Here is a 25,408-nt window from a genome sequence, read left to right as displayed (position 1 = left end):
ATGTCGGTATTCACACCTCTGGAACGTCCGGTTCTCGAAGACTTCCTCGCCCCCTACGGCCTCGGCCGCCTGCACGACTTCCGCGGCATCGCCGAGGGCTCGGAGAACAGCAACTTCTTCGTCAGCCTGGAGCAGGGCGAATTCGTCCTGACCCTGGTCGAGCGCGGCCCGGTGCAGGAAATGCCGTTCTTCATCGAACTGCTCGACGTCCTGCACGAAGCCGACCTGCCGGTGCCCTATGCGCTGCGCACGAAGGATGGCGAGGCGCTGCGCCAGCTCGAAGGCAAGCCGGCACTGCTGCAGCCGCGCCTGCCGGGCCGCCACGAGCGGACACCGAACAACCACCATTGCCGGGAAGTCGGCGACCTGCTGGCGCGCCTGCACCTGGCGACACGCGGGCATATCATCGAACGCCCCAGCGATCGTGGCCTGAGCTGGATGCTGCATGAAGGCCAAGCCTTCCAGTCGCACCTGTCCGGCCAGGCTGCCGACCTCCTGGCCGATGCGCTGGAAGAGATCGCCCGCCTGCTCGCCGAGCAGCCGGCGCTGCCGCGCGCGAACCTGCACGCCGACCTGTTCCGCGACAACGTGCTGTTCGACGGCCCGCACCTGTCCGGGCTGATCGACTTCTACAACGCCTGCTCGGGCTGGATGCTCTACGACCTGGCGATCACCGTGAACGACTGGTGCTCCAGCGAAGATGGCGCCCTCGACGGCCCGCGCGCCCGCGCGCTGCTGGCGGCCTATGCGGCCAAGCGGCCGTTCACCGCGCTGGAAGCCGAGCTGTGGCCGGAGATGCTGCGGGTGGCCTGCGTGCGCTTCTGGCTGTCGCGGCTGATCGCCGCCGAGGCCTTTGCCGGGCAGGACGTGCTGATCCACGATCCGAGCGAGTTCGAGCGACGGCTGGAGAAGCGGCAGAAGGTGGAGATTCATTTGCCGTTTGCGCTGTGACACCGGATTTGGTCGCGACGCGGGATCTGTAGGAGCGAGCTTGCTCGCGAACAGCCCGGCAGCGGAGTTCATTCGCGAGCAAGCTCGCTCCTACGGAAGAACAGTCCGGCGTGAAGCGGGGGCGTAAAGATCCAACCCGGAGCTGGCAGCCCTGCCGCAGCTCCCCTGCTCAAGCTCAACCCCGGCCCGGCCATCCATGGCCGGTCGTTCGCCGGGCGACGCATGCGTCGCAAAGACTCCGGCTCACCCCGCTCACCCACACTTCGAATGCCCACAATTCAGGCAGGTGGCGCAGCCATCCATCTGCACCACCGCCATGGTGTTGCACTTGCCGCACAGCTGGGCGCCCGGGGGGAAGCCTTCGCCGGGCTCGGCCTTGTTGGTGCCCTGCGCCGCTTCATAGGCCGCGCGCTTCTCGGCCAGGTACAGGCGCTGCTCCTCGTCCAGCTGCGGGCCTTCCATCAGGCCGATGGCGACCAGGTGGCGCTCCACCACCGCACCGATCTCGGCCACGATGGACGGCATGTAGACGCCGCCGCGCTTGAGATAGCCGCCACGCGGATCGAACACGGCCTTCATCTCCTCCACCAGGAAGGTGCAGTCGCCGCCCTTGCGGAACACCGCCGACATGATGCGGGTGAGCGCGACGATCCACTGGAAGTGATCCATGTTCTTCGAGTTGATGAAGATCTCGAAGGGCCGGCGCTGCTCGTAGGGGGTGTCCGGGTTGAGCACCATGTCGTTGATGGTCACGTACAGCGCGTGCTCGAACAGCGGCGACTTGATCTTGTAGGTGGCGCCCACCAGCATCTCCGGCCGCTGCAGGGTCTCGTCCATCTTCACCACGGATGCTGCCGCGGCGGCCTCGGCGCGGGCCTTTTCCTCGGCCACGTCCACCACCTGGAAGCCCTTGATCTTCTGGTTGATCTTGACACTCATGACGTCTCTCCAGGGGTATCAGTACTTGCCGTAATAGCCTTCTTTCAGGGCGTCGAAGAGGTTGGCGGCGGTATGGATCTCGCCGTCGTACTCCACTTCCTCGTTGCCCTTGAGCTCCACCACGCTGCCGTCTTCCAGCTCGAAGCGGTACACCGTCTTTTCCAGGTCAGCCTCCTTCACCAATACGCCCTGGAAGGCCGCCGGGTTGAAGCGGAAGGTGGTGCAGCCCTTCAGGCCCTGGCGCCAGGCATAGAGGTAGATGTCCTTGAAGTCCTCGAACGGGTAGTCGGTGGGCACGTTGGCGGTCTTGGAGATCGACGAGTCGATCCACTTCTGCGCGGCGGCCTGGATGTCCACGTGCTGCTGCGGGGTGATGTCGTCGGCGGTGATGAAATAGTCCGGCAGACGGTGCTTCTCCTCCTCGGAGTCCGGCACCGCGTGGTTGTCCACCCGGGCGCGGTAGGCCAGCAGTTCGTAGCTGTAGACCGAAATCTTCTCCTTGGTCTTGCGCCCGGCGCGGATCAGGTTGCGCGAGTAGTGGTGGGCGAAGCTCGGCTCGATGCCGTTGGAAGCGTTGTTGGCCAGGCTCAGGCTGATGGTGCCGGTGGGCGCGATGGAGCTGTGGTGGGTGAAGCGCGCGCCCTGTTCGGCCAGCTCCTCCACCAGCCGCGGCGCGTACTCTGCGACCCGCTGCATGTAGCGCGAGTACTTCGCGTGGAGCACCCGGCCAGCCACCTTGTCGCCGACCTTGTAGCCATCTTCGACCATCTCCGGCCGCTTGCGCAGCATCTCGGCGGTCACTTCATAGTCCTGTGCCAGGGCCGGCGCCGGGCCTTTCTCGCGGGACAGCTCCAGGGCCACTTCCCAACCCACCAGGGCCATTTCGCGCGCCACTTCCTCGGTGAACACGCAGGCTTCCGGGCTGCCGTAGCGCAGCTTGAGCAGGGTCAGCGCCGAGCCGAGGCCCAGGAATCCCATGCCGTGGCGGCGCTTGCCGAGGATTTCCGCGCGCTGCTGCTCCAGCGGCAGGCCGTTGATCTCCACCACGTTATCGAGCATGCGGGTGAACACGCGCACCACCTCGCGGAAGCGCTCCCAGTCGAAGCGCGCGCTCTCGCCGAAGGGATCATTCACGAAGCAGGTCAGGTTCACCGAGCCCAGCAGGCAGGAACCGTAGGGCGGCAACGGTTGCTCGCCGCAGGGGTTGGTGGCGCGGATGGCCTCGCACCACCAGTTGTTGTTCAGCTCGTTGACCCGGTCGATGAGGATGAAGCCCGGCTCGGCGTAGTCGTAGGTGGAGACCATGATCATGTCCCACAGGTGCCGCGCCTTGACCCGGCCGTAGACCTTGCAGGCCACGCGGCCGTCCTCGCCCACCAGGTAGTCGTCGTGCAGCGGCCAGTCGCGCCAGAGCACCTGCTCGGCGTCCTCCAGGTCGACTTCGTCGCGCTCCTTCTGGTGGATCGGGAAGAGCAGCGGCCAGTCTTCGTCGTTCTCCACCGCGGACATGAAGCCGTCGGTGATCAGCAGGCTGAGGTTGAACTGGCGCAGGCGACCGTCCTCGCGCTTGGCGCGGATGAACTCGCGCACATCCGGGTGGCTGACGTCGAAGGTGCCCATCTGCGCACCGCGCCGTCCCCCGGCGGAGCTCACGGTGAAGCACATCTTGTCGTAGATATCCATGAACGACAGCGGCCCGCTGGTGTGCGCACCGGCGCCGGAGACGTAGGCGCCGCGCGGGCGCAGGGTGCTGAATTCGTAGCCGATGCCGCAGCCGGCCTTGAGCGTCAGCCCGGCCTCGTGGACCTTCTGCAGGATGTCGTCCATGGAGTCGCGGATGATCCCGGAGACGGTGCAATTGATGGTCGAAGTGGCGGGCTTGTGTCCCTGGGCGCCGGCGTTGGAGATGATCCGCCCGGCCGGGATGGCGCCATTGCGCAGGGCCCAGAGGAAGCGCTCGTACCAGTGTTCGCGCAGCGCCTCGTTCGCCTCGACGCCGGCCAGGGCGCGGGCGACCCGTTGCCAGGTCTCGTCGACGCTGCCGTCGACGGGTTTGCCGCTCTTGTGCTTCAAGCGGTATTTGCTGTCCCAGATATCCTGCGAAGCGGGTTGCAGGGCGAGGACTCCTTGGTCTGCGCCGCGGGGGCGCGCATCGGTCTTGGCCATCCGGTAAATAACCTCCTGGCAGTTGGGTGGCAGGCACAACGGAGCGCGAGTAAACCCAATATGTGGGAGCCAAAAACTGACAGGCATCAATATGTAGTGCCGGCTACCCATAAAGACAGACAATAGCCGGTTGACCGGCAGACGCAGCGATGGGTCCGGAATTCCAGACGATCGGCAGGCTTGGGGGCAGGAGGGGAGGGTTTTCGGAGGGGGTGGGTGCGACGATCAGGCGCGGGAATGCGCCCGTAGGAGCGGACCTTGGCCGCGATCTTTCCGGACGCGGGTTCTGCGGCGGATTACGAAGAGCCCCTACCCCTCTCCCATTGGGAGAGGGGTAGGGTGAGGGGATACCCCAGGCAGAGGAAATTCCCGGGAAGCCCGGATCAGAGCTTCTCCAGACACCCCGCGAACTCACCCGCCAGGTTGCCCAGCAGGTTCTCGTAGCCCTGGGCATCCACCTTCACGCCGACACCCAGGTCATCCAGCTCGGCCAGGCGCACCGGCAGGCCCTGGCTCAGGGTATCGGCCAGGCGCGGGCGCAGCGGCGGTTCGCTGAAGATGCACGACGGCCCGGCCTTCTGCAGTTGCGCGCGCATGGCGGCCACGTGGCGGGCGCCCGGCTGCACGTCGGCGGATACCGCGAATACCCCGGTGTGACGCAGGCCGTAGGCCTCCTCGAAGTAGTCGAAGGCTTCGTGGAAGACGAAGAACGGCTTGCCCTTGAGCGGATCGATGCGCTGCTTCAGGCGCGCATCGAGCGTCTCCATGCGCTCGTCGAAAGCCTTCAGGTTGGCCTGATAGCGGCTGGCATTGGCCGGGTCGGCGATGGCCAGGTCCTCGGCCATGCGCGCGGCGATCACCTGGGCGTTGGCCGGCAGCAGCCAGAGATGGGCGTCGATCATGCCGGGGCGATGGTCGTGGTCATGGCCAATCTCGTCATGGCCTGGGTCGTCGTCGTGATCCGGATGGTTGGACCCGCTGAAATCGGCGAACTTGCGCAGGTGCATGCCGGCCTGGTCCTGCACGGCGACGCTCGGGCCCTTGCGGCTTTCCAGCACCTTGGGCAGGAAGTTCTCCAGGTCCGGGCCGATCCAGTAGAACAGCTGAGCGTCGCGCACCCGGCGGATATCGGAGGGGCGCAGCGAGTAGCTGTGCGGCGAGGCGCCCGGCGGCAGCAGCACGTCCGGCGTGCCTTCGCCGTCCTGGATGGCGGCGGCGATCAGTTGCAGCGGCTTGATACTGGTCAGCACGCTGACCTCGGCGCGCACGGGGAGGCTGAGCAGCAGCGCGCAAGCGGCGGTCAGCAGGGCGACGGGACGGAAGGACACGGCGGTACTCACACAGGGGGAGATGAAAGAGTAATATAATAACGTCTCTACACAAGAGCGTCGCCGCCGCATGTACAAGATCGCCCCCAAGACTCCCCTCGCCTGCCGTCCGCATGACCACGCCAATTGCGTGGCCAGCGCCCTGGCCGACGCCGATGCGCTGTGCGCGCGCCAGGGTGTGCGCCTGACCGAACTGCGCCGGCGCGTGCTGGAGCTGGTCTGGGCGAGCCACAAGCCGCTGGGCGCCTACGACATCCTCGCCGTGCTGAGCGAGGAAGATGGCCGCAAGGCAGCGCCGCCGACGGTCTACCGCGCGCTGGACTTCCTCCTGGAAAACGGCCTGGTGCACCGCATCGCCTCGCTCAACGCCTTCATCGGCTGCGCCCACCCCGAACACGCCCACGAAGGCCAGTTCCTGATCTGCCGCGCCTGCAAGACCGCCATCGAGCTGGAGCAGCCGGCGATCAGCGAAGCCATAGTCGCCGGCGCCAAGAGCGTCGGCTTCGCCGTGGAAACCCAGACCGTCGAAGTGGTCGGCCTCTGCGGTGCCTGCGCCCCCGGCAAGCGGGAGGCCTGATGAGCGACGCCCTGATCCGCCTGCAAGGCGTCGGCGTCAGCTACGCCGGCCAGGCGGTGCTGCAGAACGTCGACCTGACCATCGCCCCCGGCGAGATCGTCACCCTGATCGGCCCCAACGGCGCCGGCAAGACGACCCTGGTGCGCAGCGTACTCGGCCTGCTCAAGCCCGACACCGGCAGCGTCTGGCGGGCGCCCAGGCTGTCCATCGGCTACATGCCGCAGAAGCTCCACGTCGACCCGACCCTGCCACTCACCGTGCTGCGCTTCCTGCGCCTGGTGCCCGGCGTGCAGCGCTCCCAGGCGCTGGCGGCGCTGAAGGAAGTCGGCGCGGCACATGTGATCGACAAGCCGCTGCAAAGCGTCTCCGGCGGCGAACTGCAACGCGTGCTGCTGGCCCGCGCCCTGCTGCGCAAGCCGGAACTGCTGGTGCTCGACGAGCCCGTGCAGGGCGTCGACGTCGCAGGGCAAGCCGAGCTGTACCGCCTGATCGGCCGCCTGCGCGACCGCCTGGGCTGCGGCGTGCTGATGGTTTCCCACGACCTGCATCTGGTGATGAGCGCCACCGACAAGGTGGTCTGCCTGAATCGCCACGTCTGCTGCTCCGGCCATCCGGAACAGGTCAGCGGCGACCCGGCCTTCGTCGAGCTGTTCGGCCAGGACGCCCGCAGCCTCGCCGTCTATCACCACCACCACGACCATTCCCACGACCTGCACGGCGAGGTGGTGAAACCCGCCTTCCCCGCCGGCACGCGCTTCACTCCGGTCCACCAGCACGGCCCCGACTGCAACCATGGCTGACTTCCTGCTCAACGCCCTCCTCGCCGGGCTGGCCCTGGCGCTGGTCGCCGGGCCCCTGGGTTCGTTCGTCGTCTGGCGACGCATGGCCTATTTCGGCGACACCCTGTCCCACGCCGCCCTGCTCGGCGTCGCCCTCGGCTTCCTGCTGGATGTCAGCCCGACGCTGGCCGTGACCGTCGGCTGCGTGCTGCTCGCCGTGCTGCTGGTCACCCTGCAGCAGCGCCAGCCGCTGGCCGCCGACACCCTGCTGGGCATCCTCGCCCACAGCACGCTGTCGCTGGGCCTGGTGACCCTGAGCTTCATGAAGGAGGTGCGCGTCGACCTGATGGCCTATCTGTTCGGCGACCTGCTCGCCGTCAGCCAGACCGACCTGCTGTGGATAGTCGCCGGCAGCGCACTGGTGCTGGGGTTGATCGGCTGGCTCTGGCGGCCGCTGCTGGCGATCACCGTGCACGAGGAACTGGCGCGGGTCGAAGGCCTGCCCGTTACCGCCATCCGCCTGGCGCTGATGCTGCTGATCGCCATCGTCATCGCCGTGGCCATGAAGATCGTCGGCGTGCTGCTGATCACCTCGCTGCTGATCATTCCCGCCGCAGCCGCCCAACGGCATGCGCGCAGCCCTGAACAAATGGCCTTCGGCGCCAGTCTGATTGGATTGGTGGCGGTGTGCGCCGGGCTCTCGCTGTCCTGGTTCAAGGACACCCCCGCCGGCCCCTCCATCGTGGTCAGCGCAGCCGGGCTGTTCCTGCTGAGTTTTGTCCTGCCGCGCCGGACGGTGTAGAATTTGGCGATTTTTTGATCAAAAGAGACCCTGACGCATGAAGTCGTTCGTCATCCGCCTGTTCTCGCTGATGGCTCTGGCGCTGGCCCTCACCGCCTGCCAGAGCACCGCGAGCACCCCGGCCAGCAGCAGTGGCTTCGAAACCGAACTGGCCGCCGGCCGTCTGGAATCCGCGCAACTCAAGCTCGGCTCCGAGCAGGAGACCGCCACCCAGCTCGCCGAGCGCCGCCAGCGCCTGGCCGACGCCTACCTGGAGCGCAGCCGCACGGCGCTGCAGAACGGCGACGTCAACGGCGCCACCGCGGCCCTGACCCGCGCCCGCTCGCTGATGCCCCGCGCGCCCGGCGTCGCCGCCGATGTCAGCGGCCTGCAGAAGCCCGCCGTGCCGGTCGCCCCGGCTGCCCAGCCGAACTGCACACCGTAACGTCCTCACGGGCGCCCGTTCGCGGCGCCCTTTATTCTCTTTTGTTCTGCGCTTATCTGAACAAAGATTAATCAGCCATAAAAAAGCAGGTTAAAATGCGCGGTTTTGGCTGACCGCCTACGCTCGTTGCCTACGCCTGTTCATCCGACGGCCCCGGCAGCGAGCGGCGCCTCCTCGTACCCACAAGGTTCGCTAAGTGATCGAATTCCACGACGTCCACAAGACCTATCGCGTCGCCGGACGCGATATCCCGGCCCTGCAGCCGACCCGCCTGACCATCGAGGGCGGCCAGGTCTTCGGCCTGATCGGCCATTCCGGCGCCGGTAAAAGCACCCTGCTGCGCCTGATCAACCGCCTGGAAGAGCCCAGCGGCGGGCGCATCGTCATCGACGGCGAAGACATCACCGCCCTCGACGCCGACGGCCTGCGCCGCTTCCGCCAGCGCGTCGGGATGATCTTCCAGCACTTCAACCTGCTGGCCTCCAAGACCGTCGCCGACAACATCGCCATGCCGATGAAGCTCGCCGGCACCTACAGCGCCGCCGAAATCACCGCGCGGGTGGACGAACTGCTCGAACGCGTCGGCCTCAAGGACCACGCCCGCAAGTACCCGGCGCAGCTCTCCGGCGGCCAGAAGCAGCGTGTCGGCATCGCCCGTGCGCTGGCCTGCCGGCCGAAGATCCTGCTCTGCGACGAGGCCACCAGCGCGCTGGACCCGCAGACCACCGGCCAGGTCCTGCAACTGCTGGCGGAGATCAACCGCGAGCTGAAGCTGACCATCGTCCTGATCACCCACGAGATGGACGTGATCCGTCGCGTCTGCGACCAGGTGGCGGTGATGGACGCCGGCACCATCGTCGAACAGGGCGACGTCGCCGACGTGTTCCTGCACCCGCAGCACGAAACCACCCGCCGCTTTGTCTTCGAAGCCGAGCGCGTGGACGAGGACGAGCAGCACGACGACTTCGCCCACGTGCCGGGCCGCATCCTGCGCCTGACCTTCCGCGGCGAGGCGACCTACGCGCCGCTGCTGGGCACCGTCGCGCGCCAGACCGGCGTGGACTACAGCATCCTCGCGGGGCGCATCGACCGCATCAAGGACCAACCCTACGGCCAACTGACCCTGTCCCTGGTAGGCGGTGATATCGAAGCCGCGATGGCGCAGCTGAACGCCGCCGAAGTCCACGTCGAGGTGCTGCGCGCATGAGCGAGTTCTTTGTAAACATCGACTGGTCGGAAATCCTCCAGGCCAGCATCGACACCTTCTGGATGCTCGGCGGTTCGCTGCTGTTCACCATCGTCCTGGGCCTGCCGCTGGGCGTGCTGCTGTTCCTCACCGGGCCCAAGCAGATGTTCGAGAACCGCGCGGTGTATGCCCTGCTGTCCTTCGTTGTGAACGTGTTGCGCTCGCTGCCGTTCATCATCCTGCTGATCGTGATGATCCCCTTCACCGTGCTGATCACCGGCACCTCGCTGGGTGTCGCCGGCGCCATCCCGCCGCTGGTGGTGGGCGCCACGCCGTTCTTCGCGCGCCTGGTGGAAACCGCGCTGCGCGAAGTGGACAAGGGCATCATCGAGGCCACCCAGGCGATGGGCGCCAGCACCCGCCAGATCATCTGGAACGCACTGCTGCCCGAGGCCCGTCCGGGCATCATCGCCGCCATCACCGTCACCGCCATCACCCTGGTGTCCTACACCGCGATGGCCGGCGTGGTGGGCGCGGGCGGCCTGGGCGACCTGGCCATCCGCTTCGGCTACCAGCGCTTCCAGACCGACGTGATGGTGGTCACCGTGGTGATGCTGCTGGTGCTCGTACAGATTCTGCAGACCGTCGGCGACAAGCTGGTGGTCCACTTCTCCCGCAAGTAACCGACTGGCCCGCCGGACGCGGGCTTTCTTAGGAGCCAACAATGAAAAAACTGCTCGCTGCTTTCGCCGCTGCCGCAGCCATCTCCGCCCCGCTGGCCCAGGCCGCCGACAGCTTGACCGTCGCCGCCACCCCGGTGCCGCACGCCGAGATCCTCAACTTCGTCAAACCCATCCTGGCCAAGGAAGGGGTTGAGCTGAAAGTGAAGGAATTCACCGACTACGTGCAGCCCAACACCCAGGTTGCCGAGAAGCGCCTGGACGCCAACTTCTTCCAGCACCAGCCGTACCTGGATGAGTTCAACAAGTCCAAGGGCACCAAGCTGGTTGCCGTCACCGGCGTGCACATCGAGCCGCTGGGTGCCTACTCCACCAAGTTCAAGAAGCTCGAAGAGCTGCCCTCCGGCGCCACCGTGGTGATCCCCAACGACGCCACCAACGGCGGCCGCGCCCTGCTGCTGCTGGACAAGGCCGGTGTGATCAAGCTGAAGGACAACAAGTCCATCACCGCCACGCCGAAGGACATTGCCCTGAACCCGAAGAACATCAAGGTGCGTGAGCTGGAAGCGGCCACCCTGCCGCGCGTGCTGACCCAGGTCGACCTGGCCCTGATCAACACCAACTACGCCCTGGAAGCCAAGCTGAACCCCACTCAGGACGCCCTGGCCATCGAAGGTTCCGACTCCCCCTACGTGAACATCCTGGTTGCCCGCCCGGACAACAAGGACAGCGCCGCCATGCAGAAGCTGGCCGCCGCCCTGCACAGCCCCGAGGTGAAGCAGTTCATCCTCGAGAAGTACAAGGGTGCCGTGGTCCCGGCGTTCTGATCGCCGCGAGCCTGAGGCTCTGGAAAAGCCCGGTCATTCGACCGGGCTTTTTCGTTTCCGGGAGGTGCTTTTGTTCTTTGTAGGAGCGAGCTTGCTCGCGAACAATGTTTGCCGGTCGCGCCGGAACTGGGCGGGTTCGCGAGCAAGCTCGCTCCTACAGGAAAGCTCTACCCCGCAGTTCTGAGCCGTTTTCACCAGCCTTCCCCGCATATTTTCCATGCAGCAAAAGCATCGGTTTTTAGCCACTTCCCGCAATCCCGCGCACGGCGTGGCCTGCAGCGATGTAGCCGAAACACATAGTCCTGAAAGTTATTTCAATAACAAAAATAATCACTTCAAGAGCTAAGACGCTCCGCCAATCATGCAGGTCCGTTCCAAGCGCGACTTAGAGCCGCGCAGACCTGCAAGGAGATCGTTCATGGCTCAACCCCAGCATGCCCTCGCGCCGGATGCCTTCCTGCGCCACGTGCCCGGCGGCGACCTGGTCGATCTCGGCCGCCCGTTGCGCCACGCGCTGGAGCTGGGCCGCCATGTGCCGGCGAAAGCCCGCACCCTCGGTCGCCGCGAAGCGGTGCTGCTCGGTCTGTTCGCCCTGACGCTACACGGCGCGGTGATCTACTGGCTGAGCCAGCAGCCCACGCCGAAGCTGCCGGAGGTACCGCCGCAGGTGCCGCCGATGACCATCGAATTCACTGCGCCCACCCCGCCGGTAGTCGAACCGCCGCCACCCGAGCCGATCCCCGAACCCGTGGTGCAGGAGCCGCCACCCCCGGTGGTGGACGAGAACGCGGTGAAACCGCCGCCGCCCAAGCCGATTCCCAAACCCAAGCCGAAACCGGTCGCCAAGCCCAAACCCGTGCCCAAGCCGGTCGAGCAGCCCGCGCCGCCGAAGGCCAAAACTCCGCCGCCTCCGGCTCCGCCCGCCCCGGCGGCACCGGCTCCGGCCCCGCTGACGCCGCCCTCGGCCAGCGCCGGTTACCTGAAGAACCCGGCGCCGGAATATCCGCCACTGGCCCAGCGCCGTGGCTGGGAAGGCACCGTGCTGCTGCGTGTACATGTGCTGGCCAGCGGCAGCCCGAGCGAGATCCAGGTGCAGAAGAGCAGCGGCCGCGACGCCCTGGACGATGCCGCGGTGCGCGCGGTGAAACGCTGGAGCTTCGTCCCCGCCAAGCGCGGCGACGTGGCCCAGGACGGCTGGGTCAGCGTGCCCATCGACTTCAAATTGCATTGATTCCATTTGCCCAGATCAGCCGCACGAGAAACGCGGAAGGAGAACACCCATGAGTCTGCCCCTGAACCCACTGGAATCCGTCGAAGGCGCAGTCATCTGGCTGCTGGTCGGCTTCTCCGTTGTCACCTGGGCCCTGGCCCTGGTGAAAGGCGTCCAGTTCACCCGCCAGAAATCCCAGGACAAGCGCTTCCAGAAGCAGTTCTGGAGCGCCACCAGCCTCGAATCCGCCGGTGACCAGGCCGCCGGCAAGCCCGGCGCCGGCGCTCGCGTGGCGCAGGCCGGTTTCGCTGCAATCCAGGTGCAGGACCACGGCCAGCCGGACCTGGCGCAGTCGATCAACCACCAGGACCGCCTCGAACGCGCCCTGCGCCAGCAGATCCAGCGCGAGCGCCGCTCCCTGGAATCGGGCCTGGCGGTGCTCGCCTCGATCGGCTCCACCTCGCCCTTCATCGGCCTGTTCGGCACCGTGTGGGGCATCATGGAAGCGCTCAAGGGCATCAGCGCGGCGGGCTCGGCGAGCCTGGAAACCGTCGCCGGCCCCATCGGCAGCGCACTGATCGCCACCGGCGTGGGCATCGCCGTCGCCGTGCCGGCGGTGCTGGTCTACAACTACTTCCTGCGCCGCCTGAAGCTCACCGCGGCCGATCTGGACGACTTCGCCCACGACTTCTACAGCCTCGCGCAGAAGAGCGCCTTCCGCGTCGTCAGCCTGCCCACCGCGCGCAAACCCAGCACCGGCGCCAGCGTGAAGGAGGCGAGCTGACATGGCCTTCTCGACCCAGGACAGCGACGAGGTTCTTTCCGAAATCAACGTGACCCCGCTGGTGGACGTGATGCTGGTGCTGCTGGTGGTCTTCATCGTCACCGCGCCGCTGCTGACCAACGCCATCCCGATCAACCTGCCCAAGACCGAGGCGGTCGCCCCGCCGGAGCAGAAGGACCCGCTGGTGGTGAGCATCGACGGCGCCGGCAAGTGGTTCATCAACAAGGACGAGATCCAGCCGGACCTGCTGCAGAGCAATCTGGCGGCGGCCAAGGCGAAAGATGCTGAACTGCGCGTGCAGTTGCAGGCGGACGAAGGGGTGAACTACGGCCAGGTAGCCAAGGCCATGGCCTCCATCGAGAAGGCCGGGATCACCAAACTGGCGGTGATCACCGCGCGTTGAGGCGACTGTAAAACCCTTGAAATAGAGCGGGTGTACAACGGGTCTTCCACAACGCAACAGGCTTCAAGGTCGCTCACCCATTACTCAGGCAGGGGTGAGCGGCCTTTTTTTATTCCCGACATCCGTCGGGGTTCGCGAGCGAGCTCGCTCCTACGAAGAGCGGGCTCGGCCTGAAACTGTAGGAGCGAGCTTGCTCGCGAACCGCCCGTCCCGATCCCTGCGGACGGAGTCGGCCCAAGGCCGATACGCTGGGGTAGACATAGAATCTCCTGCGGTTGCCCCGCCCGCTACCACCGCCGTTCGTCGTCATCCCCACTCCGGCGCTATCCCTTTGCCCATCAGGGCCTTCCGCGCCTCGCGCGCTTACACTAAGTTGATGACAGTCAGGAGACCTGAGGGGTACCGCATGACATCGTCTCCCGCCCTGGATGGCCCGTTCTATCCGCCGACACTGGGGGTGCCGGAACGCTTCACAGCACAACAACTGCGCGCCTCGCTCGACATCACCATGGGCGAACACGGCGCCGGTCCCGTCTGGCTGTTCGCCTACGGCTCGCTGATCTGGCGGCCGGAGTTCCCGGTGGCCGAGGCCCGCCGCGCGCGGGTGCACGGCTACCATCGCGGTCTCTACCTGTGGTCCCTCACCCACCGCGGCACGCCGGAAGCGCCGGGCCTGGTGCTCGGTCTCGACCGGGGCGGTTCCTGCTCCGGCTTCGCCTTCCGCCTGCCGGAAGAAAACCTCGACGCCAACCTCTACGCGCTCTGGGAACGGGAGATGCCCTACGCCTCCTACCGCCCGGAGTGGCTGAGCTGCCGCCTGGACGACGGCACCCGCGTGCGCGCGCTGGGCTTCGTCCTCGAACGCCACCTGCCCACTTACGCCGGCTCCCTGCCCGACAGCATCTTCCAGCACGTGCTGGACAGCGCCCAGGGCCACTTCGGCACCACCCGCGACTACGTCGAGCAGACCGCCAAGGCCCTGCGTGACTGCGCCATGCCCGACCTCAACCTGGAAGGCATCCTGGCGCGCTGCTGCCCACTGCGCCGGGTGCAGGAATAAGCCCTTATAGCCGTTCGTTTAGCAGAAATATTGCATAAGCAAAGAATTTCTTATTCCTTAACGAATATTAAAACCCTCCCTAGAATGCCTTCTCATGACGATTCGAGAGGGCCGCTCCATGCGCAACGAACGCATCCGCTACCTGATCGTGCCGGGCTGGCACGGATCCGAGGACGCCCATTGGCAGAGCCACTGGCAGCGCGCCCTGCCCAATGCCGCGCGGGTACAGCAGCGTGACTGGATCACCCCGCAGCGCGCCGACTGGGTCGCCGAACTGGACCGCGAGATTCGCCGCGAGCCGGGCCGCGTGGTGCTGATCGCCCACAGCCTGGGCTGCGTCACCGTCGCCGCCTGGGCCGCCCGCGCCGATCGCCGCGTCCTGGCGCAGGTCTCCGGTGCCCTGCTGGTCGCCCCGGCGGACGTGGAGCGGGAAACCTGCCACGAAGCCCTGCGCAACTTCGCACCGATCGCCCGCGAGGCGCTGCCTTTCCCGGCCGTGCTGGTGGGTTCGGACAACGACTCGGCCTGCAGCCCGCAGCGCGCCCTGATCCTCGGCCGCACCTGGGGCGCCGAGACGGTGATCCTGCCGTCCGCCGGCCACATCAACGTGAAATCCGGGCATGGCGCCTGGGAAGCCGGCTACCGCCACCTGTACCGCCTGCAGTACCTGATCGACCAGCAGTCGCGCCAGCGCGCCTGAACCCTGACTCAGGACAGGGCGAGCGCGTTGTCTCCACCGCGCCTATCCCTTCTTGGCGCGGATTCGGCTAGGGTGAGACGACGCCCCCGCCGGAGACCGCCATGCCACCGTTGCACGACCTGTCCGCCGTCGAACTGCTCGCCCTGTATCGCTCGCACCAGCTTTCGCCGGTGGAGTACCTCAACCACCTGATCGCCCATATCGAACACTGGGAGCCGCAGCTCTGCGCGCTCTTTGCCTTCGACCCGCAGCGCGCGCTGGAACAGGCGCGGCGCTCCGAGGCGCGCTGGATACGCTGCGCGCCTTGCGGCGAACTGGATGGCGTGCCGGTGACCATCAAGGAACTGATCGCCACCCGCGGCGACCCGATCCCCCTGGGCAGCGCCGCCACCCTGCTGCAGCCGGCCAGCGCCGACGCACCGCCTGCCGCGCGGATGTTCGAAGCCGGCGCCATCCTGCTGGGCAAGACCACGGTGCCGGACTACGGCATGCTCTCCTCCGGGCTTTCCAGCTTCCACAAGCTGGCGCGCAACCCCTGGGACCTGCGCATGAACCCGGGCGGTTCCAGCGCCGGCGCGGCCTCCGCCGCTGCGGCGGGCTACGGGCCACTGCACATCGGCACCGACATCGGTGGATCGGTGCGCCTGCCCGCCGGCTGGTGCGGCCTGGTCGGTTTCAAACCGAGCCTCGGGCGCATTCCCATCGATCCTTACTACACCGGACGCTGCGCCGGGCCGATGACCCGTACCCTGGACGATGCGGCGCTGATGATGCAGCACCTGTCCCGTCCCGACTGGCGCGACGCTACCGCCCTGCCCCCGGCCGACCTCGACTGGCACGTCCAGCCCGCTGACGTGCGCGGCCTGCGCATCGGCCTGCAGCTCGACCCCGGCTGCGGCCTGCAGCCCGAACCCGAGGTGCGCGCCGCCGTGGAAGCCGCCGCACGACGCTTCGCCGAGGCCGGTGCGGAGATCATCGAGGTACGGCCGATCCTCGATGGCGAGCTGCTGGAAGGGCTGGACCGGTTCTGGCGCGCCCGCCTGTGGGCCGACCTGGAAAACCTCCCGGCCGAGCGCCAGGCCAGGGTGCTGCCGTACATCTTCCAATGGGCCGAAGGCGGCGCGGCGGTCTCCGGCGCCGAAGCCGTGCGCGGCTTCAACTGCACCTTCGAGATGCGCAGGCGCGCCGCCGAGCAGTTCCACACCGTCGACTTCCTGCTCTCGCCGACCAACCAGGTGGCGGCCTTTCCGGCCGAGTTCGCCTCGCCCAGCAACGACCCGGCGCGACCCTTCGAGCACATCGGCTTCACCGTGCCGTGGAACATGTCCGAGCAGCCGGCACTCTCGATCAACTGCGATTTCACCGCCGAGGGGATGCCCATAGGCTTGCAGATCGTCGGCCCGCGCTTCGCCGATATCGAGGTACTGCGCCTGGGCAAGGCCTGGGAGCGCTGGCGCGGCCCGGTGCCGCATTGGCCGCAGCCGCCGGGCACCAACTAAGCTCAGGACACACGCCGACCACAAGGATTCGATCGCGCGCCCATGCAGTATTCCTCCTACATCACCCACCTGCTGGTGCTGATCCAGATACTGGGTGTCATCGCCGCGGTGCACGCCGTACTCACCGTGCGCACGGCCCAGGGCGCCATCGCCTGGGCCACCTCGCTGGTGTTCATGCCACTGCTGACCCTGGTGCCGTACCTGGTGTTCGGCCGCAGCCGCTTCGATGCCTACATCGGCGCGCGCCGGCAGGCCAACGAGGAGATGCACGTGGCCGCCGCCGAGCTGGACTGGCGGCCCTGGGTCGAGGAAGCCCTGGCGGCGCGCCAGTACGATGGCTACAAGGGGCTCAAGGCGATGGTCGGGCTGGCGCGCATGCCGACCCTGGCGAACAACCACGTGCGCCTGCTGGTGAACGGCAAGGCGTCGTTCGAGGCCATGTTCGAGGCCATCTCCGCGGCGAAGCAGGTGGTGCTGGTGCAATTCTTCATCATCCGCGACGACGCCCTCGGCCAGCGCCTCGCGCAACTGCTGCTGGAGCGCGCGGCCAACGGTGTGGACGTGTTCCTGCTCTACGACGGCATCGGCAGTCACGCCCTGCCCGGCCGCTACGTCGACAAGCTGCGCAGTGGCGGGGTGCAGGTGCATGCGTTCAGCACCGGCAGCGGGATGATCAACCGCTTCCAGGTGAATTTCCGCAACCACCGCAAGATCGTGGTGGTCGACGGTGTGCGCGGTTTCGTCGGCGGACACAACGTCGGCGTCGAATACCTCGGCGAGAAGCCGCCGTTGTCGCCCTGGCGCGACACCCACATCGAACTGCGCGGCCCGGCGGTGGCCTGCCTGCAGGAGTGCTTCGCCGAGGACTGGTACTGGGCCAGCCACACGTTGCCGACGCTGATCCTGCCCAAGGCCTACGAAGAATCGGGGATGCTCTGCCAGGTGGTGCCCAGCGGCCCGGCCGACCCGCAGGAGACCTGCTCGCTGTTCTTCGTCGAGGCGATCAACGCGGCGGTGGAACGCATCTGGATCACCACGCCGTACTTCGTTCCCGACGAGGCGGTGGCCGCCGCGCTGCGCCTGGCGGTACTGCGCGGGGTGGACGTGCGCATCCTGCTGCCGTCACGGCCCGACCACAAGACGGTGTACGCCGCCTCCAGCCTGTATGCGCTGGACGCCGTGCGCGCCGGTTTGCGCATCTTCCGCTACCAGCCCGGGTTCCTGCACCAGAAGGTGCTGCTGATCGACCACGACACGGCGGCGGTGGGCAGCGCCAACCTGGACAACCGTTCGTTCCGCCTGAACTTCGAGATCATGGTGGTGACGGTCGACGAAGGATTCGCCCAGGAGGTGGAGCGCATGCTGGAGGCGGACTTCGAACAATCGGTGGAGATGAACCTGGACGACCGCAAGCGCCTGCACCGGTTGCAGCAGTTGGGCATGCGAGTAGCGCGGTTGGTGTCGCCGATTCTCTGAAGCTTTGGGCGAGGCGATGTTCGCGAGCAAGCTCGCTCCTACGAAGAGCAGATCGCGCCTCCCACTGTAGGAGCGAGCTTGCTCGCGAACGCTTTCCCCGCACAAAAGAAAACGCCCGGCTCACTCTCGTGAACCGGGCGTCTTTCTAGCGCTGGACCATCAGGCCGGCGCGGAGGTGCGGATCAGGTGGTCGAAGGCGGAGAGCGACGCCTTGGCGCCTTCGCCGACCGCGATCACGATCTGCTTGTACGGTACGGTGGTCACGTCGCCGGCGGCGAAGATGCCCGGCAGCGAGGTTTCGCCGCGAGCGTCGACGATAATCTCGCCACGCGGGGTCAGCTCGATGGTGCCCTTGAGCCATTCGCTGTTGGGCAGCAGGCCGATCTGCACGAAGATGCCTTCCAGGTCGATGGACTTGAACTCTTCCGAGTTGCGGTCCTTGTAGACCAGGCCGGTGACCTTCTGGCCGTCGCCTTTCACTTCGCTGGTCAGCGCGCTGGTGATCACTTCCACGTTCGGCAGGCTGAACAGCTTGCGTTGCAGCACGGCGTCGGCGCGCAGCTTGCTGTCGAACTCCAGCAGGGTCACGTGGCTGACGATACCGGCCAGGTCGATGGCCGCTTCGACGCCGGAGTTGCCGCCGCCGATCACCGCCACGCGCTTGCCCTTGAACAGCGGGCCGTCGCAGTGCGGGCAGAAGCACACGCCCTTGGCCTTGTATTCCTTCTCGCCCGGCACGCCCATTTCGCGCCAGCGGGCGCCGGTGGCCAGGATCACGGACTTGGCCTTGAGGCTGCCGCCGCCCTCGAACTGCACTTCGTGCAGCTCACCGGCATTCTTCGCCGGGATCAGCGCGCTGGCGCGCTGCAGGTTCATGATGTCCACGTCGTAGTGCCTGACGTGCTCTTCCAGCTGGCGAGCCAGTTTCGGGCCTTCGGTCTCGGTCACCGAGATGAAGTTCTCGATGGCCATGGTGTCCAGCACCTGGCCGCCGAAACGCTCGGCGGCAACGCCGGTGCGGATGCCCTTGCGAGCGGCGTAGATGGCCGCCGCGGCGCCAGCCGGGCCACCGCCGACGACCAGCACGTCGAACTCTTCCTTGGCCGACAGCTTCTCGGCTTCGCGAGCGGCGGCGCCGGTGTCGATCTTGGCGAGGATTTCTTCCACGCCCATGCGGCCCTGGCCGAACACTTCACCGTTGAGGTAGATGCTCGGCACAGCCATCACCTGGCGACGCTCGACCTCTTCCTGGAACAGCGCACCGTCGATGGCGACGTGGCGGATGTTCGGGTTGAGCACGGCCATCAGGTTCAGCGCCTGCACCACGTCCGGGCAGTTCTGGCAGGACAGCGAGAAGTAGGTTTCGAACTCGAACGAACCCTGGATGCCCTTGATCTGCTCGATCACGTCGGCTTCGAGCTTGGACGGGTGGCCGCCGACCTGCAGCAGCGCCAGCACCAGGGAGGTGAATTCGTGGCCCATGGGGATGCCGGCGAAAGCCAGGCCGATGTTCGCCCCCGGGCGGTTCAGCGCGAAGGACGGCTTGCGCTCGTCGCTGCCATCTTCACGCAGGGTGATCTTGTCGGTCAGGCCGACGATTTCATGCAGCAGTTCGCTCAGTTCGCGGGATTTTTCGCCGTCATCCAGGGACGCAACGATCTCGAACGGCTGCGTGACCCTTTCCAGGTAGGCCTTCAACTGAGTTTTAAGAGTGGCGTCCAACATGATCCGACTTCCTTTGAAATTTGGGCAAAAGGGTTCCCCGGCGCGTCCCTCGGGACCGCCCTACGCACGCTTTTGGCTTGGGTAGGGAGGATGCCGGTAGGCATCCTCGGGGTATTGCGAAAACGGATTGGGAAGCGTCGTGAGCAGATACCCGGAAGTTGCGCGGCAGGAACCGCCGCGCAACCGCTTCCCGACCGTTCTTAGATCTTGCCGACCAGGTCCAGGGACGGAGCCAGGGTCTTCTCGCCTTCTTTCCACTTGGCCGGGCAGACTTCGCCCGGGTGAGCGGCGGTGTACTGGGCAGCTTTCAGCTTGCGCAGGGTTTCGCCGACGTCACGAGCGATCTCGTTGGAGTGGATTTCGACGGTCTTGATCACGCCTTCCGGGTTGATCACGAAGGTGCCACGCAGAGCCAGACCTTCTTCCGGGATGTGCACGCCGAAAGCGTTGGTCAGCTGGTGGGTCGGGTCGCCGATCAGCGGGAACTGAGCCTTGCCCACGGCCGGGGAGGTTTCGTGCCACACCTTGTGGGAGAAGTGGGTGTCGGTGGTAACGATGTAGACCTCGGTGCCAGCGTCACGGAAAGCGGAGTAGTTGTTGGCCGCGTCTTCGATCTCGGTCGGGCAGTTGAAGGTGAAGGCTGCCGGCATGAAGATCAGAACCGACCAGTGGCCCTTGAGGGACTCTTCGGTGACTTCGATGAACTTGCCGTTATGGAAAGCGTTGACCTTGAACGGTTGAACTTGGGTGTTGATCAGGTTCATTAGGCAATTCCTCGTAGAGAGTTGTCGTTTAATCGAGTGGGTCGATCGTTGGAATTCGACAGGGAGAAGATTATCGCCTGATGACAAGAAAGGCCCATTGATTTAGGGCATCAATTTAATTGAGCGTGTCTATCGGTAGATATATAAAAGGAAGAAGTTTCCTATCGAAACCAGCTTCCTCGTCCTACGCCTGAAGGCATCCGCGTAGGGCGTATAACGCTCCGCGTTATACGCCGATTGACCTTGCCCCCAAGGCACTCCGAGCCCGCGCCGGAGCCGACGACGCAACGCGGTGTATCGGCGTACAACCGCGAACGGTTGTACGCCCCACGCATCCGCAAACCCCGTCGGCATTCCTGGCTGTCTGGTCAAAAAGCCCCACGAGCCTATGCTTGCCTTGAGGGCACCGGCGCCTGACGACGAGGACTCCCCATGATCCAGTTCCTGCTGGGCGACGAGCTGATCCGGGCCGACGGACTGCCGCCGGAAACCAGCCTGCTCGACTACCTGCGCAGCCACCTGGCCCGCACTGGCACCAAGGAAGGTTGCGCCTCCGGCGATTGCGGTGCCTGCACGGTGGTGCTCGTCGAGCCCGACGGCGAGAAGCTGCGCTACCGCGCGGTGAACGCCTGCATCACCCTGCTCGGGGCGGTGCATGGGCGCCAGGTACTGACCGTCGAGCACCTCGGCCAGGCAGGCGCGCTGCATCCGGTGCAGCAGGCGATGGTGGACTGCCACGGCTCGCAATGCGGTTTCTGTACGCCGGGGATCGTCATGTCGCTGTTCGCCTGGCACCACTCGCCGCCGCCCCACGACCGCGAGACGGCGCTGACCGCCCTGTCCGGCAACCTGTGCCGCTGCACCGGCTACCGGCCGATCCTCGACGCCGCCACGCAGATCGCCGGGCAGCCGTGTACCGATCGCTTCGCCCGGGACGCCGCGCTTACCCTCGCCCGGCTGCGCGAACTGCCCGCCAAGGGCACGCTGCACGACAGCGAACAAAACGCCTGGTTACCCACCTCGCTGGATGAGCTGGACGACCTGCTGCAACGCCATCCACAGGCACGGCTGATCGCCGGCGGCACCGACCTGGCGCTGGAAGCCACGCAGAACCTGAAGGCCTTCCCGGCGCTGATCCACCTCGACAACCTGGGCGAACTGCAGCACCTGGAAACCCACGCCGACCACCTGCTGATCGGCGCCGCCCGCCCCTACGCCGACTGCCTCGAAGCCCTCGCCGAGTTCCCCGGCGTCGCCGCCCTGATGGAGCGCCTGGGTTCGCTGCAGATCCGCCAGCGCGGCACCTTGGGCGGCAACATCGCCAACGCCTCGCCCATCGGCGACATGCCGCCGGTGCTGCTGGCGCTGGATGCGAAGCTTCGGCTGCGCCGCGCCGGCACGACGCGCGAGGTGCCCGTCGATGGCTTCTTCACTGGCTATCGCACGACGATCCTGCAACCCGGCGAGTACATCGAGTCGGTGCTGATTCCGCGCCTGAAAGCCCACCAGAAATTCCGCATCGACAAGATTTCCAAGCGCCGCGACGACGACATTTCCGCCGTCTGCATGGCCCTGCGCCTGGACTTCGATGACGCCGGCATCGTTACCGATGCGCGCCTCGCGTGTGGAGGCATGGCGGCTACGCCATTGCGCGGTGTGCGTAGTGAAGCGGCCCTGCGCGGACGGCCCTTCGATGCCCGTGCGGTGGCTGCCGCGCAGGCCGCGATCGCCGAGGACTTCCAGCCCATCGACGACCTGCGCGCCAGCGCCGCCTATCGCCTGAAGGTGGCGCAGAACCTCCTGCAGCGCGCACTACTGGAATGGACTCAGAGCCCTGCGGAGGTGCGCCATGCGTAGTCTGCCGCCGCTGGCCAGCAACGGCGTAACGGCCGCCGTACACAGCGCGGGACAGCCCCGCGAACACGACAGCGCGGCGCTGCACGCCAGCGGCGCGGCGCGCTACGTGGACGACCTCAAGGAGCCCCGCGAGCTGCTGCACGCCGCTGTCGGCCTGACCGGCATCGCCTGTGGCGCCGTGCGCGCCCTCGACCTCGACGCCGTGCGTGCCGCCCCCGGCGTGATGGCGGTACTGACCCTGGACGACGTGCCCGGACACACCGACATCGGCCCGGTGTTCCCCGGCGACCCGCTGCTGGCCGGAGACCGGGTGAAATACCACGGCCAGGCGCTGTTCGCGGTGGCCGCCGAAAGCCTGATCCAGGCGCGCCGCGCCGTGCGCCTGGCGAAGGTCGAATACGCCGAGGAAAGCGCCCTGCTCGACCCGCTCCAGGCCAAGGCCGAGGAACGCTTCGTGCGCCCGCCGCATCACATGCGCCGGGGCGATGCCGAGGCCGCGCTGGCCGCTGCGCCGCACGTGCTGGAAGCCCGCCAGTTCGTCGGCGGGCAGGAGCATTTCTACCTCGAAGGCCAGGCCTCGATGGCGCTGCCCACCGACGACGGCGGAATGCTGGTGCACACCTCCAGCCAGCACCCCAGCGAAGTGCAGAAACTGGTGGCCGAGGTGCTGGCGATTCCGCTGGCCAAGGTCACGGTGGAAGTGCGGCGCATGGGCGGCGGCTTCGGCGGCAAGGAGACCCAGGCTGCGCCCTTCGCCTGCCTCGCCGCGCTGCTCGCACGCAAGACCGGTCGCGCGGTGAAGCTGCGCCTGCCGCGTGCCGACGACATGCGCCTGACCGGCAAGCGCCACCCCTTCCACAACCGCTACCGCATCGGCTTCGACGACGACGGCCGGCTGCTGGCCGCGCAACTGGAAGTGGTGGGCGACTGCGGCCACTCGCCGGACCTCTCCGACGCCATCGTCGACCGCGCGATGTTCCACGCCGACAACGCCTACTTCATCCCCGACGTGGCCATCTCCGGCTACCGCAGCTTCACCAACATCGTCTCGCACACCGCCTTCCGGGGCTTCGGCGGGCCGCAGGGGATGATGATCATCGAGCGCGCCATGGACGACATCGCCCGCGCGGTGGGCAAGGACCCGCTCGACGTGCGCAAGCTGAATCTCTACGGGAGCATGGGGCGCGAGCTGACGCCCTACCACCAGAAGGTCGAGCACAACCTGCTGGGCGAGCTGATCGCACGCCTGGAACGGAGCAGCGATTACCACGCACGGCGCGAGGCGATCCACGCCTTCAACGCGCAGAGCCCGGTGCTGAAGAAGGGCCTGGCGCTGACGCCGGTGAAGTTCGGCATCTCCTTCACCGCCCAGCACCTGAACCAGGCCGGCGCGCTGATCCACCTGTACACCGACGGCAGCATCCAGCTGAACCACGGCGGTACCGAGATGGGCCAGGGGTTGAACACCAAGGTCGCGCAGATCGTCGCCGAGGAATTCCAGGTACCGCTGGAGTGCGTGGCGATCACCGCGACGCGCACCGACAAGGTGCCCAACACCTCGCCCACCGCCGCCTCCAGCGGTACCGACCTGAACGGCATGGCCGCCCGCGACGCGGCGCGCACGCTGAAGAAGCGCCTGGCGGAATTCCTCGCCGAACGCGACGGGGTGAAGCCGCAGGAGGTGCGCTTCGAACACGGCGGCGTGACCGTCGGCACGCAACGCCTGGGCTTTGCCGAAGTCATCCAGGCGGCCTATTTCGCGCGCATCCAGCTCTCCGCCACCGGCTTCTACCGCACGCCGAAGATCTTCTACGACCGCGACAAGGGCCAGGGCCATCCGTTCTTCTACTTCGCCTATGGCGCGGCGGTGTCCGAGGTGGAGGTGGACACGCTCACCGGCGAGTACCGCGTGCGGCGAGTGGACATCCTGCATGACGTCGGCCGCAGCGTGAACCCGGCCATCGACATCGGCCAGATCGAGGGCGGCTTCGTCCAGGGCATGGGCTGGCTGACCACCGAGGAGCTGCGCTGGGACGACGCGGGCCGGCTGCTCACGGTGGGGCCCGCGACCTACAAGATTCCGGCGGTGAGCGACATGCCCGAGGACTTCCGCGTGGCGCTGTTCGACCGGCCCAACGAAAAGGACAGCGTGTACCTGTCCAAGGCCGTGGGCGAGCCGCCGTTCATGCTGGCGATCTCGGTGTGGTCGGCGCTGCGCGATGCCGTCGCCAGCCTGGCGGACTACCGGGTGAGCCCGGAGCTGGATACGCCGGCGACGCCGGAGCGGGTACTCTGGGCCTGTGAGGCGCTGCGCAAGGAGACCCACTCATGACCCAGACCTGGATGGACGCCATCGCCCGCCTGCGCGACAGCGCCGAGCCCTATGTGCTGGTCACCGTGGTCGGCGTGCAGGGCTCCACCCCGCGCGAGTCCGGCAGCAAGATGCTGGTCACCGCCGAGACCACGGTGGACACCATCGGCGGCGGTCACCTGGAGTTCGCCGCCATCGAGCACGCGCGCAAGCTCCTGCTGGCCGGCCGCGATGCGCAGGCGTTGGAGCACTTCCCCCTCGGCCCGCGCCTGGGCCAATGCTGCGGCGGGCGCGCCAGCCTGCTGTTCGAGTGCTTCGCCGCGCGCGGGCCGCAGGTGCTGCTGTTCGGCGCCGGCCACGTGGGCCGCGCCCTGGCGCCGCTGCTGGCGGGCTTGCCGCTGCGCCTGGAATGGGTCGACAGCCGCGCGGCCGAGTTCCCGCAGACGGTCCCCGAGGGCGTACGCATGCGCCTGCTCGACGAGCCGGAAGACGCGGTGAGCGAAGCGCCGCCGGGCAGCTACTTCCTGGTCATGACCCACAACCACCCGCTGGACTACGCCCTCGCCGAAGCCGTGCTCAAGCGCGGTGACGCCGGTTTCCTCGGCATGATCGGTTCGCGCACCAAGGCCCAGCGCTTCCAGATGCGCCTGGAACAGCGCGGCTATGCGCCGGAGGTCATCGCCCAGCTGCACTGCCCCATCGGGCTGGCCGAGGTGCCCGGCAAACGGCCGCTGGAGGTCGCCATCTCCATTGCCGCCCAGGTCATCGCCCGCTATCACCAGGACGCACCGCCGCGCCAGACCCGTGAAGGCGTGGCCTGGGCGGCGCTGTGCAGCGACCCGACGAAAAGCTGACCAACTGGACAACAGTTTTCCGCACCCCGGCCGATAACCTCCTGACCCCGTCTCTTCGCCCGCTTCCTGCAGCGGGCGATTCGCCGTGCGTTCGGAGGAGAACAAG

At 66.9% G+C, this 25,408-nt stretch carries 23 protein-coding genes; 18 read left to right on the top strand and 5 right to left on the bottom strand.

Annotated features, from left to right (window positions below; translation table 11 throughout):
- A complete protein-coding gene (locus tag ACAW63_RS05775; protein ID WP_371232306.1) occupies positions 1 to 951 on the top strand; it encodes a homoserine kinase in 951 nt (316 codons plus the stop codon).
- A gap of 252 nt (positions 952 to 1,203) precedes the next feature.
- On the opposite strand, the gene ACAW63_RS05770 is transcribed toward ACAW63_RS05775, so the two are convergent.
- The 3 genes from ACAW63_RS05770 to znuA form a co-directional block, all read right to left on the bottom strand.
- A complete protein-coding gene (locus ACAW63_RS05770; protein ID WP_371232305.1) occupies positions 1,204 to 1,890 on the bottom strand; it encodes an NrdJb in 687 nt (228 codons plus the stop codon).
- A gap of 18 nt (positions 1,891 to 1,908) precedes the next feature.
- Positions 1,909 to 4,143 carry an adenosylcobalamin-dependent ribonucleoside-diphosphate reductase gene (locus ACAW63_RS05765; protein WP_371232304.1) on the bottom strand — a complete coding sequence of 745 codons (2,235 nt, stop codon included), beginning with the start codon at positions 4,141 to 4,143 and terminating at the stop codon, positions 1,909 to 1,911.
- A 296-nt stretch (positions 4,144 to 4,439) separates the two neighbouring features.
- A complete protein-coding gene (gene znuA, locus ACAW63_RS05760; RefSeq protein ID WP_371232302.1) occupies positions 4,440 to 5,384 on the bottom strand; it encodes a zinc ABC transporter substrate-binding protein ZnuA in 945 nt (314 codons plus the stop codon).
- 70 nt (positions 5,385 to 5,454) lie between these two features.
- Here znuA and zur point away from each other — a divergent pair, with 70 nt between their 5' ends.
- From zur to cls, 14 genes are all read left to right on the top strand, one after another.
- Positions 5,455 to 5,961, top strand: a complete 507-nt coding sequence (gene zur, locus ACAW63_RS05755) for a zinc uptake transcriptional repressor Zur (protein ID WP_371232300.1) — start codon at positions 5,455 to 5,457, stop codon at positions 5,959 to 5,961.
- Entirely contained in the window at positions 5,961 to 6,761 is an 801-nt protein-coding gene (gene znuC / locus ACAW63_RS05750; protein ID WP_371232298.1) for a zinc ABC transporter ATP-binding protein ZnuC, read from the top strand. Before zur ends, znuC begins: the two co-directional genes overlap by 1 nt.
- Positions 6,754 to 7,542 carry a zinc ABC transporter permease subunit ZnuB gene (znuB, locus tag ACAW63_RS05745; protein WP_371232296.1) on the top strand — a complete coding sequence of 263 codons (789 nt, stop codon included), beginning with the start codon at positions 6,754 to 6,756 and terminating at the stop codon, positions 7,540 to 7,542. The genes znuC and znuB overlap by 8 nt, the downstream gene beginning before the upstream one ends.
- A gap of 37 nt (positions 7,543 to 7,579) precedes the next feature.
- Positions 7,580 to 7,966: a hypothetical protein gene (locus ACAW63_RS05740; RefSeq protein ID WP_371232295.1), complete on the top strand. Its 387-nt coding sequence runs from the start codon at positions 7,580 to 7,582 to the stop codon at positions 7,964 to 7,966.
- A gap of 196 nt (positions 7,967 to 8,162) precedes the next feature.
- Entirely contained in the window at positions 8,163 to 9,173 is a 1,011-nt protein-coding gene (locus ACAW63_RS05735; RefSeq protein ID WP_275609613.1) for a methionine ABC transporter ATP-binding protein, read from the top strand.
- Positions 9,170 to 9,835: a methionine ABC transporter permease gene (locus tag ACAW63_RS05730; protein WP_371232292.1), complete on the top strand. Its 666-nt coding sequence runs from the start codon at positions 9,170 to 9,172 to the stop codon at positions 9,833 to 9,835. The genes ACAW63_RS05735 and ACAW63_RS05730 overlap by 4 nt, the downstream gene beginning before the upstream one ends.
- A gap of 41 nt (positions 9,836 to 9,876) precedes the next feature.
- Positions 9,877 to 10,659 carry a MetQ/NlpA family ABC transporter substrate-binding protein gene (locus ACAW63_RS05725; protein WP_371232290.1) on the top strand — a complete coding sequence of 261 codons (783 nt, stop codon included), beginning with the start codon at positions 9,877 to 9,879 and terminating at the stop codon, positions 10,657 to 10,659.
- Between the two features lie 418 nt (positions 10,660 to 11,077).
- Positions 11,078 to 11,890: an energy transducer TonB gene (locus ACAW63_RS05720; RefSeq protein ID WP_371232288.1), complete on the top strand. Its 813-nt coding sequence runs from the start codon at positions 11,078 to 11,080 to the stop codon at positions 11,888 to 11,890.
- Between the two features lie 49 nt (positions 11,891 to 11,939).
- The gene (locus ACAW63_RS05715) at positions 11,940 to 12,653 is read left to right on the top strand and encodes a MotA/TolQ/ExbB proton channel family protein (protein WP_371232286.1); all 714 of its coding nucleotides are present in this window, start codon (positions 11,940 to 11,942) and stop codon (positions 12,651 to 12,653) included.
- A 1-nt stretch (position 12,654) separates the two neighbouring features.
- Entirely contained in the window at positions 12,655 to 13,056 is a 402-nt protein-coding gene (locus ACAW63_RS05710) for a biopolymer transporter ExbD (RefSeq protein ID WP_275609608.1), read from the top strand.
- 406 nt (positions 13,057 to 13,462) lie between these two features.
- Positions 13,463 to 14,116, top strand: a complete 654-nt coding sequence (locus tag ACAW63_RS05705) for a gamma-glutamylcyclotransferase (protein WP_371232285.1) — start codon at positions 13,463 to 13,465, stop codon at positions 14,114 to 14,116.
- A 118-nt stretch (positions 14,117 to 14,234) separates the two neighbouring features.
- A complete protein-coding gene (locus ACAW63_RS05700) occupies positions 14,235 to 14,816 on the top strand; it encodes an alpha/beta hydrolase (protein ID WP_275609606.1) in 582 nt (193 codons plus the stop codon).
- Between the two features lie 101 nt (positions 14,817 to 14,917).
- Positions 14,918 to 16,315 (top strand): amidase, encoded by a 1,398-nt coding sequence (locus ACAW63_RS05695; protein WP_371232283.1) that lies wholly within the window; start codon positions 14,918 to 14,920, stop codon positions 16,313 to 16,315.
- A gap of 42 nt (positions 16,316 to 16,357) precedes the next feature.
- The gene (cls, locus tag ACAW63_RS05690) at positions 16,358 to 17,791 is read left to right on the top strand and encodes a cardiolipin synthase (protein WP_371232281.1); all 1,434 of its coding nucleotides are present in this window, start codon (positions 16,358 to 16,360) and stop codon (positions 17,789 to 17,791) included.
- Between the two features lie 159 nt (positions 17,792 to 17,950).
- On the opposite strand, the gene ahpF is transcribed toward cls, so the two are convergent.
- Together ahpF and ahpC are read right to left on the bottom strand one after the other, a co-directional pair.
- Positions 17,951 to 19,516 carry an alkyl hydroperoxide reductase subunit F gene (ahpF, locus tag ACAW63_RS05685; RefSeq protein ID WP_371232279.1) on the bottom strand — a complete coding sequence of 522 codons (1,566 nt, stop codon included), beginning with the start codon at positions 19,514 to 19,516 and terminating at the stop codon, positions 17,951 to 17,953.
- Between the two features lie 200 nt (positions 19,517 to 19,716).
- Positions 19,717 to 20,280 carry an alkyl hydroperoxide reductase subunit C gene (ahpC, locus tag ACAW63_RS05680; protein ID WP_275609602.1) on the bottom strand — a complete coding sequence of 188 codons (564 nt, stop codon included), beginning with the start codon at positions 20,278 to 20,280 and terminating at the stop codon, positions 19,717 to 19,719.
- 432 nt (positions 20,281 to 20,712) lie between these two features.
- Between ahpC and xdhA the strand changes: the two genes are divergently transcribed.
- The 3 genes from xdhA to xdhC are packed head-to-tail and all read left to right on the top strand — an operon-like array spanning position 20,713 to position 25,302.
- On the top strand, positions 20,713 to 22,137 hold the full coding sequence (gene xdhA / locus ACAW63_RS05675; protein ID WP_371232277.1) for a xanthine dehydrogenase small subunit: 1,425 nt from the start codon (positions 20,713 to 20,715) through the stop codon (positions 22,135 to 22,137).
- Positions 22,130 to 24,469, top strand: a complete 2,340-nt coding sequence (xdhB, locus tag ACAW63_RS05670; protein WP_371232275.1) for a xanthine dehydrogenase molybdopterin binding subunit — start codon at positions 22,130 to 22,132, stop codon at positions 24,467 to 24,469. The genes xdhA and xdhB overlap by 8 nt, the downstream gene beginning before the upstream one ends.
- The gene (gene xdhC, locus ACAW63_RS05665) at positions 24,466 to 25,302 is read left to right on the top strand and encodes a xanthine dehydrogenase accessory protein XdhC (RefSeq protein ID WP_371232274.1); all 837 of its coding nucleotides are present in this window, start codon (positions 24,466 to 24,468) and stop codon (positions 25,300 to 25,302) included. Before xdhB ends, xdhC begins: the two co-directional genes overlap by 4 nt.
- The last annotated feature ends 106 nt before the right edge of the window (positions 25,303 to 25,408 follow it).

The sequence above is a fragment of the Pseudomonas sp. QE6 genome (assembly GCF_041379005.1).
Classification (GTDB): Bacteria; Pseudomonadota; Gammaproteobacteria; order Pseudomonadales; family Pseudomonadaceae; genus Pseudomonas.
Note: the sequence above shows the minus strand (reverse complement) of the source record. Positions and strands in the feature narration are given on the sequence as shown.

Excerpts from the sequence above, each read along its gene's own strand:
- xdhC (WP_371232274.1), top strand. The coding sequence starts at position 24,466 with ATGACCCAGACCTGGATGGACGCCATCGCCCGCCTGCGCGACAGCGCC.
- ACAW63_RS05740 (WP_371232295.1), top strand. The coding sequence starts at position 7,580 with ATGAAGTCGTTCGTCATCCGCCTGTTCTCGCTGATGGCTCTGGCGCTG.
- ACAW63_RS05715 (WP_371232286.1), top strand. The coding sequence starts at position 11,940 with ATGAGTCTGCCCCTGAACCCACTGGAATCCGTCGAAGGCGCAGTCATC.
- ACAW63_RS05705 (WP_371232285.1), top strand. The coding sequence starts at position 13,463 with ATGACATCGTCTCCCGCCCTGGATGGCCCGTTCTATCCGCCGACACTG.
- ACAW63_RS05730 (WP_371232292.1), top strand. The coding sequence starts at position 9,170 with ATGAGCGAGTTCTTTGTAAACATCGACTGGTCGGAAATCCTCCAGGCC.
- ACAW63_RS05765 (WP_371232304.1), bottom strand. The coding sequence starts at position 4,143 with ATGCCTGTCAGTTTTTGGCTCCCACATATTGGGTTTACTCGCGCTCCG.
- xdhA (WP_371232277.1), top strand. The coding sequence starts at position 20,713 with ATGATCCAGTTCCTGCTGGGCGACGAGCTGATCCGGGCCGACGGACTG.
- xdhB (WP_371232275.1), top strand. The coding sequence starts at position 22,130 with ATGCGTAGTCTGCCGCCGCTGGCCAGCAACGGCGTAACGGCCGCCGTA.
- ahpC (WP_275609602.1), bottom strand. The coding sequence starts at position 20,280 with ATGAACCTGATCAACACCCAAGTTCAACCGTTCAAGGTCAACGCTTTC.
- znuC (WP_371232298.1), top strand. The coding sequence starts at position 5,961 with ATGAGCGACGCCCTGATCCGCCTGCAAGGCGTCGGCGTCAGCTACGCC.
- ACAW63_RS05725 (WP_371232290.1), top strand. The coding sequence starts at position 9,877 with ATGAAAAAACTGCTCGCTGCTTTCGCCGCTGCCGCAGCCATCTCCGCC.
- ACAW63_RS05710 (WP_275609608.1), top strand. The coding sequence starts at position 12,655 with ATGGCCTTCTCGACCCAGGACAGCGACGAGGTTCTTTCCGAAATCAAC.
- ACAW63_RS05720 (WP_371232288.1), top strand. The coding sequence starts at position 11,078 with ATGGCTCAACCCCAGCATGCCCTCGCGCCGGATGCCTTCCTGCGCCAC.
- ACAW63_RS05700 (WP_275609606.1), top strand. The coding sequence starts at position 14,235 with ATGCGCAACGAACGCATCCGCTACCTGATCGTGCCGGGCTGGCACGGA.
- ahpF (WP_371232279.1), bottom strand. The coding sequence starts at position 19,516 with ATGTTGGACGCCACTCTTAAAACTCAGTTGAAGGCCTACCTGGAAAGG.
- cls (WP_371232281.1), top strand. The coding sequence starts at position 16,358 with ATGCAGTATTCCTCCTACATCACCCACCTGCTGGTGCTGATCCAGATA.
- znuB (WP_371232296.1), top strand. The coding sequence starts at position 6,754 with ATGGCTGACTTCCTGCTCAACGCCCTCCTCGCCGGGCTGGCCCTGGCG.
- ACAW63_RS05770 (WP_371232305.1), bottom strand. The coding sequence starts at position 1,890 with ATGAGTGTCAAGATCAACCAGAAGATCAAGGGCTTCCAGGTGGTGGAC.
- ACAW63_RS05695 (WP_371232283.1), top strand. The coding sequence starts at position 14,918 with ATGCCACCGTTGCACGACCTGTCCGCCGTCGAACTGCTCGCCCTGTAT.
- ACAW63_RS05775 (WP_371232306.1), top strand. The coding sequence starts at position 1 with ATGTCGGTATTCACACCTCTGGAACGTCCGGTTCTCGAAGACTTCCTC.
- zur (WP_371232300.1), top strand. The coding sequence starts at position 5,455 with ATGTACAAGATCGCCCCCAAGACTCCCCTCGCCTGCCGTCCGCATGAC.